The 14,668-nt window shown below is 34.5% G+C and carries 16 protein-coding genes; 10 read left to right on the top strand and 6 right to left on the bottom strand.

Translation table 11 applies throughout. The features are described from left to right. The first annotated feature begins 2 nt into the window (after nt 1-2). A complete protein-coding gene (xerC, locus tag G0028_RS18550) occupies nt 3-1,139 on the top strand; it encodes a tyrosine recombinase XerC (RefSeq protein ID WP_180047344.1) in 1,137 nt (378 codons plus the stop codon). Here the strand turns inward: xerC and G0028_RS18545 are convergent. Further along, nucleotides 1,102-1,401, bottom strand: coding sequence for a pyocin activator PrtN family protein (locus G0028_RS18545; protein ID WP_180047342.1), 300 nt, complete (start codon nt 1,399-1,401; stop codon nt 1,102-1,104). The two genes, xerC and G0028_RS18545, sit on opposite strands and share 38 nt — an antisense overlap. Nucleotides 1,402-1,494: 93 nt before the next feature. On the opposite strand from G0028_RS18545, the gene G0028_RS18540 reads away from it, so the two are divergent. Next, complete coding sequence (locus tag G0028_RS18540) at nt 1,495-2,766, top strand: hypothetical protein (protein WP_180047340.1); 1,272 nt, start codon at nt 1,495-1,497, stop codon at nt 2,764-2,766. On the opposite strand, the gene G0028_RS18535 is transcribed toward G0028_RS18540, so the two are convergent. Beyond that, nucleotides 2,758-3,675 (bottom strand): hypothetical protein, encoded by a 918-nt coding sequence (locus G0028_RS18535; RefSeq protein WP_180047338.1) that lies wholly within the window; start codon nt 3,673-3,675, stop codon nt 2,758-2,760. The two genes, G0028_RS18540 and G0028_RS18535, sit on opposite strands and share 9 nt — an antisense overlap. Before the next feature lie 478 nt (nt 3,676-4,153). On the opposite strand from G0028_RS18535, the gene G0028_RS18530 reads away from it, so the two are divergent. From G0028_RS18530 to G0028_RS18510, 5 genes are all read left to right on the top strand, one after another. Then, nucleotides 4,154-5,017, top strand: coding sequence for an inovirus-type Gp2 protein (locus tag G0028_RS18530; RefSeq protein ID WP_180047336.1), 864 nt, complete (start codon nt 4,154-4,156; stop codon nt 5,015-5,017). A gap of 120 nt (nt 5,018-5,137) precedes the next feature. Beyond that, complete coding sequence (locus G0028_RS18525; RefSeq protein ID WP_180047334.1) at nt 5,138-5,404, top strand: hypothetical protein; 267 nt, start codon at nt 5,138-5,140, stop codon at nt 5,402-5,404. A 17-nt stretch (nt 5,405-5,421) separates the two neighbouring features. After that, on the top strand, nt 5,422-6,456 hold the full coding sequence (locus G0028_RS18520; RefSeq protein ID WP_180047332.1) for a DUF932 domain-containing protein: 1,035 nt from the start codon (nt 5,422-5,424) through the stop codon (nt 6,454-6,456). A 131-nt stretch (nt 6,457-6,587) separates the two neighbouring features. Next, nucleotides 6,588-7,655 carry a YqaJ viral recombinase family protein gene (locus G0028_RS18515; protein ID WP_180047330.1) on the top strand — a complete coding sequence of 356 codons (1,068 nt, stop codon included), beginning with the start codon at nt 6,588-6,590 and terminating at the stop codon, nt 7,653-7,655. Between the two features lie 275 nt (nt 7,656-7,930). Next, nucleotides 7,931-8,860 carry a hydrolase or metal-binding protein gene (locus G0028_RS18510; protein WP_180047328.1) on the top strand — a complete coding sequence of 310 codons (930 nt, stop codon included), beginning with the start codon at nt 7,931-7,933 and terminating at the stop codon, nt 8,858-8,860. 70 nt (nt 8,861-8,930) lie between these two features. Here G0028_RS18510 and G0028_RS18505 read toward each other — a convergent pair whose 3' ends face one another. Further along, nucleotides 8,931-9,677 carry an IS5 family transposase gene (locus G0028_RS18505; protein ID WP_026056797.1) on the bottom strand — a complete coding sequence of 249 codons (747 nt, stop codon included), beginning with the start codon at nt 9,675-9,677 and terminating at the stop codon, nt 8,931-8,933. A 209-nt stretch (nt 9,678-9,886) separates the two neighbouring features. Here G0028_RS18505 and G0028_RS18500 point away from each other — a divergent pair, with 209 nt between their 5' ends. After that, complete coding sequence (locus G0028_RS18500) at nt 9,887-10,426, top strand: hypothetical protein (protein WP_180047517.1); 540 nt, start codon at nt 9,887-9,889, stop codon at nt 10,424-10,426. Between the two features lie 13 nt (nt 10,427-10,439). Then, nucleotides 10,440-10,874, top strand: coding sequence for a hypothetical protein (locus tag G0028_RS18495; RefSeq protein ID WP_180047518.1), 435 nt, complete (start codon nt 10,440-10,442; stop codon nt 10,872-10,874). 315 nt (nt 10,875-11,189) lie between these two features. Here the strand turns inward: G0028_RS18495 and G0028_RS18490 are convergent, their stop codons facing one another. The 3 genes from G0028_RS18490 to G0028_RS18485 are packed head-to-tail and all read right to left on the bottom strand — an operon-like array spanning nt 11,190 to nt 11,807. Continuing rightward, complete coding sequence (locus G0028_RS18490; protein ID WP_180047519.1) at nt 11,190-11,414, bottom strand: hypothetical protein; 225 nt, start codon at nt 11,412-11,414, stop codon at nt 11,190-11,192. Then, nucleotides 11,411-11,545, bottom strand: a complete 135-nt coding sequence (locus tag G0028_RS21275) for a hypothetical protein (RefSeq protein ID WP_257222300.1) — start codon at nt 11,543-11,545, stop codon at nt 11,411-11,413. The genes G0028_RS18490 and G0028_RS21275 overlap by 4 nt, the downstream gene beginning before the upstream one ends. Nucleotides 11,546-11,549: 4 nt before the next feature. Further along, nucleotides 11,550-11,807 (bottom strand): hypothetical protein, encoded by a 258-nt coding sequence (locus tag G0028_RS18485; RefSeq protein ID WP_180047520.1) that lies wholly within the window; start codon nt 11,805-11,807, stop codon nt 11,550-11,552. 694 nt (nt 11,808-12,501) lie between these two features. On the opposite strand from G0028_RS18485, the gene G0028_RS18480 reads away from it, so the two are divergent. Next, a complete protein-coding gene (locus G0028_RS18480; RefSeq protein WP_180047521.1) occupies nt 12,502-14,580 on the top strand; it encodes a DUF262 domain-containing protein in 2,079 nt (692 codons plus the stop codon). Nucleotides 14,581-14,668: the final 88 nt, after the last annotated feature.

Here is a 14,668-nt window from a genome sequence, read left to right as displayed (position 1 = left end):
TTGTGGGTACTATAACACAACGAAAACTTAAGGATGGCACAATCCGTTACCGTGCAGAGATTAGAATCAATAAAAAAGGATTTCCTGTATTCAAAGAAAGCCAGACATTTTCTACAAAGCGATTAGCTAACTTATGGGTTGGTAAACGTGAAGCAGAAATTGATGAAAATCCAGAAATTTTGTTTGGTCAGCAAAATCTAATTGATTTGACCTTAAATGATGCGATCACTAAATATTTAGCAGAGGTTGGTGATCAATATGGACGTACAAAAACCTATTCGCTTAAGTTGATTCAGAAGTTACCTATTGCCCAAAATATGGTTACTGAAATAGGTTCAACTCATATTTCTAACCATGTATCCTTACGGAAAAAAGGAATTGATAAACTGAATTTACAGCCAATCGCCACTAGTACACTACAGCATGAATTATTGCACATCAGAGGAGTATTAAGCCATGCTTCAATTATGTGGAATTTAAAAGTAGATTTATCGTTATTTGATAGAACGACTGCCCAATTAAGAAAGACTCGTCAAATTTCATCTAGTCAAAAAAGAGATAGGTTACCTACTTTTGAGGAGCTAGAAAGCCTGACAAAATATTTTGTTAGAAAGTGGGATCACTCAACTTACAGTTACCCTATGCACTTAATCATGTGGTTTGCAATTTTCTCTTGCAGACGGGAAGCGGAGATTACACGGATGCAATTGGATGACTATGATGAACCGAATAAAATATGGAAAATTCGGGATTTAAAAAATCCGAATGGCTCTAAAGGCAACCACAAAGATTTTAGTGTTCATAGTGATTGTCAGCAAATGATTGATTTATTGCTTGATGGAAATGTTCGGCATCGAATGTTAAAACGAGGTTACGATGAAAATCTACTCGTGCCATTAAGTCCAAAGACAGTGGGGAGTGAATTTAGAAAGGCTTGCAAGTTGTTGGGGATAGATGACTTACATTTTCATGATTTACGTCATGAAGGCTGTACACGGTTAGCAGAGAAAGGAATGACTATTCCACAAATCCAACAAGTGAGTCTGCATGATTCGTGGAGTAGTCTAGAGCGATATGTTTCACTTAAAGTAAGAAAAAATCTTATGAGCCTGAATGATGCTTTAACACTGATTGCATGAATTTATTGAAGTCAGTAAGACTGGCACTGTATTTTTCTTCAAGTAGATAGCTTAATTCAATAATATCAACAAAATATGGTGATTTTTGGCTATCATCTATTTTAAAGCATACGAATGGAAATTCCATATTACGGGCTTTCTCTAATATTTTAGCTTTGCTAAGGTGTGGGTAATATACATTACAGACTTGCTCTAATGATGGTGTTAATGTTCTGAATTGCATGAATAAGTAATCAGAAGTTTTAATTAGTGTATTTTGCATGATGGTATCCTTATAAATAGAGGTTTAATTATCAGATAGGTAAGTTTTTGAATTTTCTTACAACAATCTTGATATCAATCATTGTGATAAATAATGAAAAAGTGGACAATGATGTTAAAAGTTAAGGTTGATTTGGTATTGACAATGGTGAAAAAAACAGAATTAAAAAAATATGCATTAAATGTTTTAGATTATTTGTATTATCACGATTATGTTTTTTTAGAGAACAATACAGATGCTAGAGAAGTTCAGTATTCGCTTATTCTAGAAATGATTGATGATTTAAATTTAGAACGAGGTTATGACGGAAAAAAAGCAGAATTATATAAGCATTTTCTGTTAAGTGGCTTTGAAATTCAGAGCAATATACTTAGGGAAGATTGTAATTTTCAATTGCTTAAAGATTTTGGTCAGCTCTATGAAAAATTATTAAATGAAGTTATAGCTTGTAATTTTTTAGAAGATGATTTTTTAAAAGACTTAGACTGTTTAATGACTAAATTTAAGAAGATAAGTAAAAATTTTATTTTTAAGTTTGTTGGGTTTTGTCTTTACTACGAGTATGGTTTTATGGCTATTGGAGGCTTAATTAGTTTGTTAAGCCGAGAGATTCTAGATTTAAAAAAGTACAGCAGTAAGTTTTGGAATGGATATGAATCATTAATGGGTGATGAGATAAGTACACGAAAAAATAAAACGGGTGAAAAGGAAATTGAAAAAAAATCTTTGGATGTTTTTTTTAGAGCAATGTTGTTTGTTGAATTTGAAATAATGAAAAATCAAATTTTTATTAAAGATAAAATAAATTTAATGACTATTGATTTTAAAAAGGATGAGGCGGAGTTAGATGAAGATATTCTATTTGCTAATTTAATAACAAAGTCGAAAAAATTAATTAATATAAAATATAAGAGTATTTCTTCTCAAGATTTTGATTTTGATAATGATTTTTTAAATTATATTTGCGATATAAGCAATAGGTTAAATCATCAGAAAATATTTTTTGATGACGTGAATGGATGTGCAGGATATATAGGTGGTTTATATGTAAAATATTCTTCAAGATATATGGAGGAGGGTGCAATTAATAAAGTACCTGAATATGAAAGTATAATAGATTTATATAGAGAAACTAATATCGCCTATGCGGAAAATGCGATTTTAATAATGGATAGGTTTGGATTTGAATTTAAAAGTTCAAGAACTCTTTATAGTTATTACCCTAAAAATAAGTTGGTTTGTAATTGGTTTGAAGAAGGTTTGTATAATAAATATATTTCATTTTTTCCTGATTATTTAATTTATTTTCATTATAAAAAGGAGAGGTTTTCTTCCCCTTTTTTTATTAATTTTATCTTAAAATAAAGAAACTCCATTATGGTCTGAACATTCTTTAATAAAACATTCATTGATTAGGCTTTCTATAACCTTTTCTTCGCTCATATTCCTTTTATATTTTATCGCGTCTAAAGCATCCCTAGTTTTTTTTGTTAAAGCATAATAATTTTCTTTTTTACCTTTGTTTTTTTGACGGTATTTTTTTTGATACCAAGCATTTGCTAGCTTATCTTTTAACGCTGCATAGATATCTTCATTCTCATCAAAAATTTTATCAAAGATAATATTAACAGTGGTTCTATACTCTTCCTCTGTTATAGGATTATATGCTGTACTATGGTATTTATTATTATGGTCATCCATATATTTCTTCGCCCATCGGTAAAAATCAATCGTATCATTTTTTATAAAATGGATCAGATGAATGTTTGTAAGTTGACTGAATTTTTCCTCAATAATGTTCAATTCAACAATGCTTTGGCTATAATCAGGATGACAAAATATAACAAATAAAAATTTAAAAAAATGATTATCTATATCATTAATAAAACTATCTCCACGTCTGAATTTTTTTTCATAATAGTTTAGTGCAAAAGCCAATAGTCTTGGATTAGATTGATATTTTGATATATCTCGCCCACGATTTTTTAAATTTAATTTAAATGTCTTAAGCTCTTCTAGATAATCATCTATATAATCCCATTCTTGAGTTGAATAGTAATTTAAAATAATTTGACGAATTTCACTTAATCCTTTAATGGTATTTAATCTTTGGATAAAAGGACGCATTAATTGTCTATCCAAATATTTTTGAAAATCCCTAAAGCTATTAGATTCAATATCCATTTCCATTAAGCATAATGCAGGTACAAGATCCACATCATTTAGTTGCTTGAGTACTTCTTTAAGCTGATTAATTTCTTCAATATTGCTCATAATTTTATCTCTTTACGAAAAACTTACTCTTAAATTTTAGATTTATTCGTTAGAGCTTCAAGTAGTTTTTTAGCCTTATTTCATGCATTTTCTCCTTATTTTTCCAAATGCTTTTTGTAGAGTGCATAGGTGGGTAGTGAGCACCGTAAAGTTGTGGTGGGAGTATCACTACCAACCCAAGTTATATTTTATGAATTACCTTGTGATGTATTGATATTTTAAGGGTACCTTGTATTTATGTAACTATAGTGTGCTAAACGACAGATAATTCAATCTTAAAAATAATAAGTAATTCTTATGGATTATGGTTTTTTAGGTTTACTTTATCTATATATGGTAAGCATTTTGAGTGGTATAGATTATTTTATTTAATGAGTTTTGTTTTATTTTTTTTGTGGGTTTTAATATTATTAATAATTTAAATAATTAATTTACAGGATTGCTCTTTATATGGTGTTAATCAGTATGAGAGGGTGATATGGGAATTAATGAATCAGAATTTTTAATAGAAATTGAAAATTACATTAGTAGTATTTGTGATTGTAAATTAAAGCCTAGAAATTTCTATAATAAATTATCTAAACTTTTAATTGATTTTAATAGTATTTATAATCCAGATTATAGTTACTTTGGTTGTATTGAAGTTTTTATTGAATTAATTTATAAGCTTCATGATTGGATTGATTGTCAAGCTGAGTTAATAAAACAATTAGAGATTTTATCATTTGTGGATATTAAATTCAGGTTTGAGTTTTATATAACTAGGCATAAACGTAAGTTAAGGGATCATCGTTATAGTGAAAATGAAAATACTGAAAGATTAGTTAGACGTATGCGGAAAGTATCAAACCGTTATTCAAGGATATTAGTAGTCAGGTTAGACCTTGCTTATAAGAAACAATATCATCATTTAATTGATGTTGCAGATCTTGATAATGATATGAGAATATTGAGACAGAGGATTAATAATCAGGATAGGATCTTTAGCGGACTAATTGAATATGCATGGGCATTAGAACAAGGAGTAAAAAAAGGTTATCACTGTCATCTACTATTAGTTTATCGAGGACATGAACATAAAAATGCCTATGGCATTGCAAAGCGTGTAGGTGATGTATGGGCTGAAATTACGGAATGCCAAGGTTATTATTTTAATTGTCATGACTTAGATTATTTAAATCAATTTGAGAAAATGGGTAGATTGGGGATAGGCATGATTTATAGAGACGATGCTGGTCAAGTAGATAATATGCTCACTACAATTCAATACCTAGTAAGGCCTGAAAAAGAACAACAACATTTAAGAGTCAAGGTATGTAAGAGAATGAGGACATTTGGTTGATCCCAAAAAATCATAAATACACATCATTAACATGAAGATTGAATGTTTCTTTTATCCTTTACATTCAAATTTACAGGCTTACTCATCAGTAAGCCTTTTTCATTTAATGAGGTTTATCTTATGAATATTACATGTCCATATTGTTGTTCAGACAATGTTAGTCGTGCAAGTGCACAGCCATCAGGCAATAACAGCTTTTCATCGATGGCAGGTGCAGGGTTGGGTGCAAGTATTGCTAAAAGTTTACCTACACCATTTTCCCCCTTACTCGGTGGGCTTGCTGGTGCCGTGGTTGGTGGTTTAATTGAGAGCTTGGTACAGCCTTCACAACCCCAACAGCCAACTGGTTATTTTCATTGCAACAATTGTCAGTGCAATTTCAACTAAGGAAAGGAGGAAGTATCATGGCACATCAAGTTGAACACATGGCGTATGTGGGTGAAACGCCTTGGCATGGTCTCGGTCATCAGCTTACGCGGGATCAGTCAATTGAGGTCTGGGCACAACAAGCAGGAATGGACTGGCGGATTGAAAGTTCAAACGTTAGTTATATGGCGCAGAATGAACGAGGACAAAGCATTATTTTACCCTATGAAGAACAAAGGGTTTTATATCGTTCTGATACCCATGCCCCTTTATCGGTGGTCAGTCAACGTTATCAAGAAGTGCAACCGATTGAGATTTTAGAATTCTACCGTGATCTAACCGAGCAATCAGGTTTTGAACTGGAAACAGCAGGTGTATTGAAAGGCGGTAAGAAATTCTGGGCGTTGGCACGTACAGGGCAAAGTAGCGCACTTAAAGCTAAGGATGTCAGTAATGGCTATATTCTGTTAGCCACAGCATGTGACGGAACGCTAGCCACAACCGCACAATTTACTTCGATCCGTGTGGTATGTAACAACACCTTAGCCATTGCGCTGAAAGGACAAAACAGCAGTGCAGGTGTGGTGAAAGTTCCTCATAGTACTAAGTTTGATGCAGAAAAGGTCAAACAACAATTGGGCATTTCGGTAGGCGCTTGGGATGAGCACATGTATGAAATGAAGCAACTCAGTCAGCGTAAAGTGAGTCAACAGGAAGCGGCAGCCTACTTTGATGCGGTGTTTAATAATACCAGTTTAAGTCTTGCTGAACAGGATGAGAACATTATCCAGTTCTATCGCAATGTGGCGAATGAAGCCAATACAACCAATAAAACTGAACCGAATGGACGAGCCATGTCGAAAGTCATGGATATGTTTAATGGTCAAGGACGGGGTGCAGAACTCAGTTCAGCCAAAGGCACAGCCTACGGCTTGCTCTGTAGCATCACTGAATTTGTGGATCACGAACGTCGGGCGATGAGTACCGACCACCGACTGGATTCTGCTTGGTTTGGTACAGGCTTAGCCATTAAACAACGAGGACTAGAACAAGCACTCAGAATGGTAGCTTAAAACACAAGTGAGTCTGATCAGTCTAAGCTTTGTTCAGTCTTATACAGCGCCTATCCCAACTCCCTTACCGCATCTTCCCGATGCGGTTTTTTATGCCGAAATTTTAATTTTTTACAGAGATGGAGCATCTCATGAATCACATCGTTGAACCACAAACCAATAAATCCACAGCATCAGCATATTTACCATCATCCCCACAATCAGTTAAACCTCATCGTTTCCATGCTAAACGCCTTGCCACAACCAAAGGCATGAGCCATGAACAATGGTTAGATGTTCGCAAACAGGGAATTGGTAGTAGTGATGCAGCAGCAGCTTGCGGACTCAATCCCCACATGAGCATGTTGGAACTATGGATGATTAAAACAGGTCGGATACAAACAGGATCTGATGCATTAACTCAAAACAATTATTCACCTTTGTATTGGGGGCATCAGCTTGAACCCTTGATTGCTCATTATTACCAACATAAAACAGGTCATAAAGTGCGGAAGGTTAATGCTGTATTACAACACCCCGATCCTGACAAATATTTTATGTTAGCTAATTTAGATTACAGTGTTGTTGGCTGTGATGAAGTGCAAATTTTAGAATGTAAATCTGTGGGTGAATGGGGCACAAAATTATGGCGTGATGGTGTACCGTTATATGTGATTATTCAAGTACAACACCAACTGGCAGTTACAGGTAAGCAGGCAGCGCATATCTGTGCCTTGATCTGCGGACATGAAGCCAAGATATTTAAAGTGGAACGCAATGAGAGCGTCATTGAGCAAATCATGGCGTCCGAACAAATATTTTGGCATTGTGTAGAACACGATCTTCCACCTAGTGTTGATGCTAGTGCATCAGCTGCCAAAGCCTTGCAGTTGCTGTATCCACAACATATCCCGTTGCAGACCGTTGATTTTTCTACGCTAGAAGGTGTTGATCAATTGTTTAGTGATCTATTACATGAGGAGGAGCAATTGCTACAACATCAGACTAAATATGACTATCTCAAGCATCGAATTCAAACACTAATGAAAGAGGCTGAAAAAGCCATTTTCTCTAAAGGGACGGTGACTTGGAAGAAATCTAAGGACAGTGTGGTATTGGATCAAAAAGCACTACTACAGGTACAGCCTGAACTCTTGCAACAATATCCTCAAAATCGCCACGGCAGTAGACGATTTAATATTTATCCTGCAACAGTATAAATAGGCTCTTTATCTACTCGCATTATTACACAGCATATCAAATCCATTCATTCCCCCCAAATTTTAAATACGTGCAAAGCCGCCCCTTTTGCCCTTTCCTTAGTGCTAAGAAAAGGGCGTTGGAGAAGCTTTGCATTTTTTAGGATCGCACCTGATTTCTCCCATAACCTGTGACTGAAAATAGTTTTTTAGGAGGGTTAAAAATATGGTGTAGGAGACAGTGCATTCAATGGATTTGGGGAATCAGTAAATAAATAAAATTAAGGAACAATGCCATGATTAAAGGTTTAGCCATTACACCGCCTGTACTTGGACGGATCAGCATTGGTAAAGTCATTGAAAAGAATGGGAAACGACTGCCTGAAAAGGACGATCAATTTACCATTACCAGTCAAATACAGAATAAAGAAGGTTGGGTGAAACATCCATTGGATGAGCAACTTCGCGCACATGCACAAAATGGAAAGCTACGTTCTATTCCTGTGCGAATGATTTTTAATGATCCTGAACTGAATCTACGGGCTGAATACACTTTGTTTGATCGGCAAACAGGGCGTCCCATTTGTATTGGCAATGGGCAAACCTGTCAAAGACTCACCCATCAAGGGGTAGAACAGCATCCTTGTCCATCCCCTGATTTATGCCCCTTGGCACAAGGTGGGCAGTGTAAACCCTTCGGACGGTTGCATGTTAATTTAGATGAGTCGGATGAACTTGGCACATTTATCTTTAGAACCACAGGTTTTAATAGTATTCGGACACTGGCAGCGAGATTGAATTATTACTATGCAGTATCCAATGGTTTGTTGTCCTGTTTACCACTACAACTAACCCTTCGAGGTAAGTCCACCACACAAAGCTATCGCACGCCTGTGTATTACGTGGATTTAACTTTAAGGGAGGGGATTCAACTTCAACAAGCGATTCAAATCGCCAAGGAGATTGATCAGCAAAGTAAGCAGAGTGGATTTAATCAAACAGCTTTAGATCAGATGGCACGGCAAGGCTTTGCCAATGCACAGTTTGAAGTGAATACCGAGGAGGGTTTGGATGTGGTAGAGGAGTTTTATACCGAAGAAACTTCTGAGCTTGAACCGCTACAGCCTAAATCTACACCTCAAGCAAAGTCAAAGTTCAAACAAGGCGAAGCCTTTGCACAGGAGATACAACAGGGCTTACAACAGAGTGTAAAAGTAGTGAATTAAATGCAGTCAAAATAGTCAGGGTAATGCCCAGATTTTAGGGTGTGTTGACATTTACAGCCGATAAATTGAGCTAAAGAGGCAACCATATAAATATACAAGCTAAAGCAACAGCGCTTTGATAGTTACGTTTTAGCTTATCGTATCTTGTGGCAATTCCTCTAAATTGTTTTAATCTACAAAATGCATTTTCAACTAAATGTCTGATTTTATACATATACCAGTCCATATCATCATTGCTAGATTTGGCATTTGATCTTCGAGGAATGTTTGCTTTCGTATTACTTTCTCTAATTTTCTTTCTGAAACTTTCTGAATCATAGCCTTTATCTGCACATAGCATTTCTGACTCTGTTAAATCTAATTTTGATACAAGATCAGGTGCAACCTTAATATCATGTGAAGTTCCATCTGAAATAATAAATTCAATAGGATTACCATTTGAATCGATTGCTAAATGTATTTTTGAACTATTACCACCAATACTTTTGGAAATACTTTGATTCTTAATACCAGCTGAATGTTGATGCGCTCGTACATGGCTCCCATCGATAAAAATCCACTCTTTATCAGCATGCTGGCTGAATAATTTAAAAATATTCATAAACTTACTATTTTTAGACCATCGATTATATTTCTTAAAAATAGAATTTGATTTACCAAACTCTTGAGGTAAATCACGCCAAGGACAGCCTGTTCTAATTCGAAATAAAATCGCTTCAATAAAATTCCGTAAATTTAATTTGAGATAAATATTAAAGTGACGGAAAATAGCAAGTAACTTGGACCAGTGTTGATCATTTAGCATTGTTCGAGGCATAGCGAGTGTAAAATTGGGTTTGGCGATTTAATTTTACTATCTCGCTATTTTTTTAATCAACAAATGTCAACAGACCCTAATTTGATTTATATACATTTTTTTGTTAATTTATGCATGGGTGAAAATAAGTAAAAAATAGAGAGGCTATAACAATTTAATACGACAAATTCATCAATGAATAATAACAGGATCAATCAAGAGTTTATTTTATGAAAATTTCAAAAGTTATTCTTTTCACAAGTGTACTTGCAATGACGACGAGTGTATTTGCAGATGATTTTATTTCTGCAAATGGGGCGAAGCTGACTGTAGGAGACTCACTCAAAAGTGTCACTACTAAACTCGGTAAACCTATAGAGCAAGCAGAAGACTTAACCATTTGGAAACTGAAAAATGGCAATCGGATAGCAGCTCATTTTGGTGAATATGGTTTAAGCAATGTCACACTGAGTGGCAAGAATGCAACAGACTATTTATCGACGGATGGCGTTAAAGTTTTTTTGAATAAAGAAAGCATTAACACCATTGAGAAAAAGCTCAAATATGGGTGCTATCACGAAGGTTGGGGTGAGGGTGCAATCGCAGATTATGTGGTTAGAAGTGGACCTGAAGGCTCTATCAATTTGATATTTAATACTTGGGGTGGGGATATCACAACCCAGCAATTAAAAAATCAAAAAGTGACAGCGCTTAGTTTAGGTGGTGATGAGCCATTTGGTGAAGAAAAGTATTGTCGTTATCCAAATTAATCAGGATTTAAAAATGAAAAAATTTCTAATAGCACTGACTGTGATGTGTAGCCATTCAGCATTTGCAGCATGCCCTAGTCAGAGTCAAACCGTATTTAGTTGTACCACAACGAATAATAAAGTGATTGAGGTATGTGATGCAGGTAAAACTATTCACTATTCATTTGGCAAGGTCAAAACCAAGCCAGAGTTGGCAATCACAGTTCCTCGAAATAAAGTGACAACGTATCAATGGGCAGGGATTGGGCGTTATGAGAATTATGCAATCAATATCCCAAATGGAAAAACGATTTATCGTGTAAGTGAGAGTTCAGACAAAATAGCACAACAATATACCGCAGGTGTTGAAGTGAGTAATGGTGATAAATTACTTGCCACAGTTGAATGTGCTGCCAATAAAAAGGTCATTAGTAAACTTGAGGGGATCAAACTTCAACCTGAAATGTAATTGATACAGCAGTTAACAAGTTGAGAATTTAAACTTTTTCTGGTCAAGCAATCTTAAAAATTAATTTTTAAGATTGCTTTTCATTGAGAATGAGCCTACTTATTTAATTTTTTTATCAAATTCTCTAAGTGCTATTAAGGTATTAAAAAATGAAATTATTTACGAACCAAGCACATTGGTCAGTCAATCAACTCATAACTCTTTTGCCCGTATAATGTCTCAAATGCCAAAACCACTTCAAGCCACCATAACCGTACTGTCGATATCAATGAAGCTCTCGAGCAGACGGCTATATGCAAACAGTTGATTTTAGAGTTATTTAGAGCGCAAAACTAAGACAGCAATAATGATCAGTATTAAAACGCCCCCAATAAATTTGCCCACAGAAGGGAACATCACCGCAGGCCAGACGATTCCACGACCAATGTGATAGGCGAATGACTTATAGCTATATTGCCCCCAGAAGTTCTGATAAACTGTAAAAAAGAAGCCAATCAAGAAATAACCACCAATCACCCAAGCTTTAATATTGTCTTTCATTTTTTATCCCCACCCACAGCAAAATTAACTAAAAGCATAAATAGACCCACCATAAGCATGAAGCCAATAAAAGGCAGACCTAAAAATGCAACAATTACAATGACAACAATAATTCCTGCAAGAAAGCGCATGACACTACTCCTTCATGCATTGCATGCCGTATCGTACAATTTCGTCTTGAAATTCTTGGGTTTGGCTAATGATATAAAATTTTTCTTCTAGTCGATCTGCACCATATTGATCTTCAATTTTTTCATAGACGCATTCACAGGTAGAACCATCAGCACCACTTGATTTACAGCCATTAACGAACTCACGTTCAGATTTACTGGCGCAACCTGTCAGTAGTAAGATCACGGCAAGTAGACTTGGGACATATAAATAAATTTTCATTGTTATTTCATCCATTTTTATTTTTTGAATATGAGTAGGGTTATGGTAAGAGATCTTATTTTTAATCAGCATGTTGCAATAAACCAAAGTACTGACGTGCAGACTCAATCCATCACTCTATAAAGTCATAGTCAAAGAATATAATTTTAGTTAAAGCTTCTAAGCATTTTTTAATTTTTGGTGAGTTTGATGAGGCAATGCTTTTGATAATAGAAGGATATCGATCAGTTGATTTACTAACCTTGATGTTAAAGATGAGATAAAGATTTGCATGGTGACTCCTGTATGTAATAAGAAGTTCTACCAAATCACTGTCAATTGATTATGGTGGCAGAACGAAAGGGGGTTGACAGACTGGACATACAGAACCAGCACGCGCGAACGCGTCCCCCTCCCGTTCTACCGCAAAGGGGGACGAGAAGGTTTCGCACATAACTCACACTCAGAAAGTATAAGTCTGATACGCTGTATGAAACGGTCTGTCAAAACCGACTGACAATGTAGGTCAGTATCTGAATGATAGAATTACCATAATTTTTAGTCAATCAATTCAAACTAAAAATAAATAAAATCAATCTTGGCTATCTTTAGATGACTTGAATAAATTAAAGTACATAGGTGCTTTACTTGTAGAAAATAGTAATACTTTTGAGCATACCTAAGAACAATGGATTCAATTTTATAAGGGGGAAAAATGAAGGGCGAGGCAAAGCAATTTTTGAAATTTATTGATGGTTCAGACAAGAGGTTCATCATTCCTGTATACCAACGTAATTATAGTTGGCAGAATAAGCATTGTGCTCAGTTACTGAATGATCTGAAAAATTTAATTGCTAAACCTGACACACCGCATTTTTTTGGCAGTATCGTTTCTAGTCATATGCAAGGTGGTAAACGTGAAGATTATTTGATTATCGATGGTCAACAGAGGCTGACAACAATCTCTATTCTATTGATTGCGATAGTTGATCTATTAAGACATAAAAAGGTAATACCTAGAGATGAACGCTTAATTGATAAAATTACTAAAAAGCATTTGGTTGATGAGTATCAGGAAGATCAGCGTAAGATTAGACTTAAACCTATTAAAGATGACTGTAAAGCATTTGATGCCTTGTTTGAGGATGAATCGGAATGGATTGAAGGCTCTAATGTAACCTCAAATTTTAGATATTTTAGAGAGCGTATTATTAATGACAAGATTGATATCGATGACTTGTATGATGCTATTTCAAGATTGCAAACCATTGATATATTTTTAGAAAAAGAAGATGATCCACAGCTTATTTTTGAGAGTTTAAATTCTACAGGACTAGAGCTGGAAGAAGGTGACAAAATTCGTAATTTTATTTTGATGGGGCTTTCCAGTGATTTACAGGAAAAATATTACGAAAGCTATTGGAATAAAATTGAAAAAAATACTCAGTTTAAAGTTAGCGAGTTTTTTAAAGATTATCTGACCTTACAGCTTAACCGTACTGTAGTGATTAAAGATATCTATTTTACTTTTAAAGAGTATGTCAAAAAGAAGAATGAGGATGTAGAAAATCTTCTGAAAGACTTACTAGAATATTCAAAGTTATATGCGATTATTTTAGATCCTGTGCAATATAGAAAAAGTTTTTCTTCGGTTTTGGTGAGGCTAAATCAGTTAGAGTTTACGGTTATTTTTCCTACGCTTTTAGCAATTTTAAAACGTTGGGATAGACAAAATATCAATGACGATGAAGTGAATGAGCTTTTACGAATTACTGAAATCTTTTTATTCAGACGTTTGATTGTTGGTTTGGCAACTAATGCATTATCTAAAATTTTTGCGACTTTAGATAAAGATATAATAAAGAGAATGCAATCAGATTCATCAGCTACATATGTTGAAGTTTATAAATATGTCTTATTGAATAAAGACGAATCTAGTCGTTTCCCAAATGATGAAGAATTTGAACAGGCATTATTTAGTCGTAATATCTATGCCATGAGTCCAAAGAACAAGGCTTATTTATTCAGCTTCTTGGAAAATGAAGAAAGTAAAGAGCAAATTAACGTCATTGAGCGTATTAAAGATGGTACTTATACGATTGAGCATATTATGCCCCAAACTCTTTCAAAGGTATGGCAACATGAACTTGGTGAACAAGCACAACAAGTTCATGAACGATGGTTGCATACTTTACCGAATCTGACTTTAACAGGATATAACAGTAAATATAGCAATCGTCCTTTTAAAGATAAGTTAGAGATTGAACATGGATTTAAAGACAGTAATTTACGTTTAAATCAATATGTTAGAGATTGCAGTCAGTGGACTGAAACAGAAATAAAAGAAAGACGAAAGAGATTGTCTGCTAAAGCATTTAAATTGTGGTATTACCCAATAACAGTTTATGCACCACCTGTACAAGACATTAATGAGTATTTACTAGAAGATGATTTTGACTTTACTGGTTGTACGTTGGTGTCGTATAGCTTGTATGGTGTAGAGTCTAAAGTTCAATCATGGAAAGAAATGCAAATGGATGTTGTGAAATACTTTTTAGAGCAACATACAGCAAAGATTATGAACTTATGTTCTGACATAAAATTTTATGATCTTGCCCTCCAAGCGACAACCAATAGTTTTACTGAGATTACTAACTCAGTTTTTCTCTATACCGATTGTTCGACCAAATCCAAAATCAATATTTTGAAAAGGGTCTTTGAACAGTGTGCAGTCGATCAATCAGAACTGAGTCTTTTGATCAAGAAACATGAAAAATTAGATATAGATAAATGACTTTTGCATGTCAAGAATATTTTATATTTATTTGAAAAACTAATAAATCAAGTGGAATATCTTGGATTTAAATTATTTATTGGGGGAT

This window comes from Acinetobacter piscicola (genome assembly GCF_015218165.1).
Lineage (GTDB): Bacteria > Pseudomonadota > Gammaproteobacteria > Pseudomonadales > Moraxellaceae > Acinetobacter > Acinetobacter piscicola_A.
Note: the sequence above shows the minus strand (reverse complement) of the source record. Positions and strands in the feature narration are given on the sequence as shown.

Excerpts from the sequence above, each read along its gene's own strand:
- G0028_RS18545 (WP_180047342.1), bottom strand. The coding sequence starts at position 1,401 with ATGCAAAATACACTAATTAAAACTTCTGATTACTTATTCATGCAATTC.
- G0028_RS18540 (WP_180047340.1), top strand. The coding sequence starts at position 1,495 with ATGAAAAAGTGGACAATGATGTTAAAAGTTAAGGTTGATTTGGTATTG.
- G0028_RS18535 (WP_180047338.1), bottom strand. The coding sequence starts at position 3,675 with ATGAGCAATATTGAAGAAATTAATCAGCTTAAAGAAGTACTCAAGCAA.
- G0028_RS18530 (WP_180047336.1), top strand. The coding sequence starts at position 4,154 with ATGGGAATTAATGAATCAGAATTTTTAATAGAAATTGAAAATTACATT.
- G0028_RS18525 (WP_180047334.1), top strand. The coding sequence starts at position 5,138 with ATGAATATTACATGTCCATATTGTTGTTCAGACAATGTTAGTCGTGCA.
- G0028_RS18520 (WP_180047332.1), top strand. The coding sequence starts at position 5,422 with ATGGCACATCAAGTTGAACACATGGCGTATGTGGGTGAAACGCCTTGG.
- G0028_RS18515 (WP_180047330.1), top strand. The coding sequence starts at position 6,588 with ATGAATCACATCGTTGAACCACAAACCAATAAATCCACAGCATCAGCA.
- G0028_RS18510 (WP_180047328.1), top strand. The coding sequence starts at position 7,931 with ATGATTAAAGGTTTAGCCATTACACCGCCTGTACTTGGACGGATCAGC.
- G0028_RS18505 (WP_026056797.1), bottom strand. The coding sequence starts at position 9,677 with ATGCCTCGAACAATGCTAAATGATCAACACTGGTCCAAGTTACTTGCT.
- G0028_RS18500 (WP_180047517.1), top strand. The coding sequence starts at position 9,887 with ATGAAAATTTCAAAAGTTATTCTTTTCACAAGTGTACTTGCAATGACG.
- G0028_RS18495 (WP_180047518.1), top strand. The coding sequence starts at position 10,440 with ATGAAAAAATTTCTAATAGCACTGACTGTGATGTGTAGCCATTCAGCA.
- G0028_RS18490 (WP_180047519.1), bottom strand. The coding sequence starts at position 11,414 with ATGAAAGACAATATTAAAGCTTGGGTGATTGGTGGTTATTTCTTGATT.
- G0028_RS21275 (WP_257222300.1), bottom strand. The coding sequence starts at position 11,545 with ATGCGCTTTCTTGCAGGAATTATTGTTGTCATTGTAATTGTTGCATTT.
- G0028_RS18485 (WP_180047520.1), bottom strand. The coding sequence starts at position 11,807 with ATGAAAATTTATTTATATGTCCCAAGTCTACTTGCCGTGATCTTACTA.
- G0028_RS18480 (WP_180047521.1), top strand. The coding sequence starts at position 12,502 with ATGAAGGGCGAGGCAAAGCAATTTTTGAAATTTATTGATGGTTCAGAC.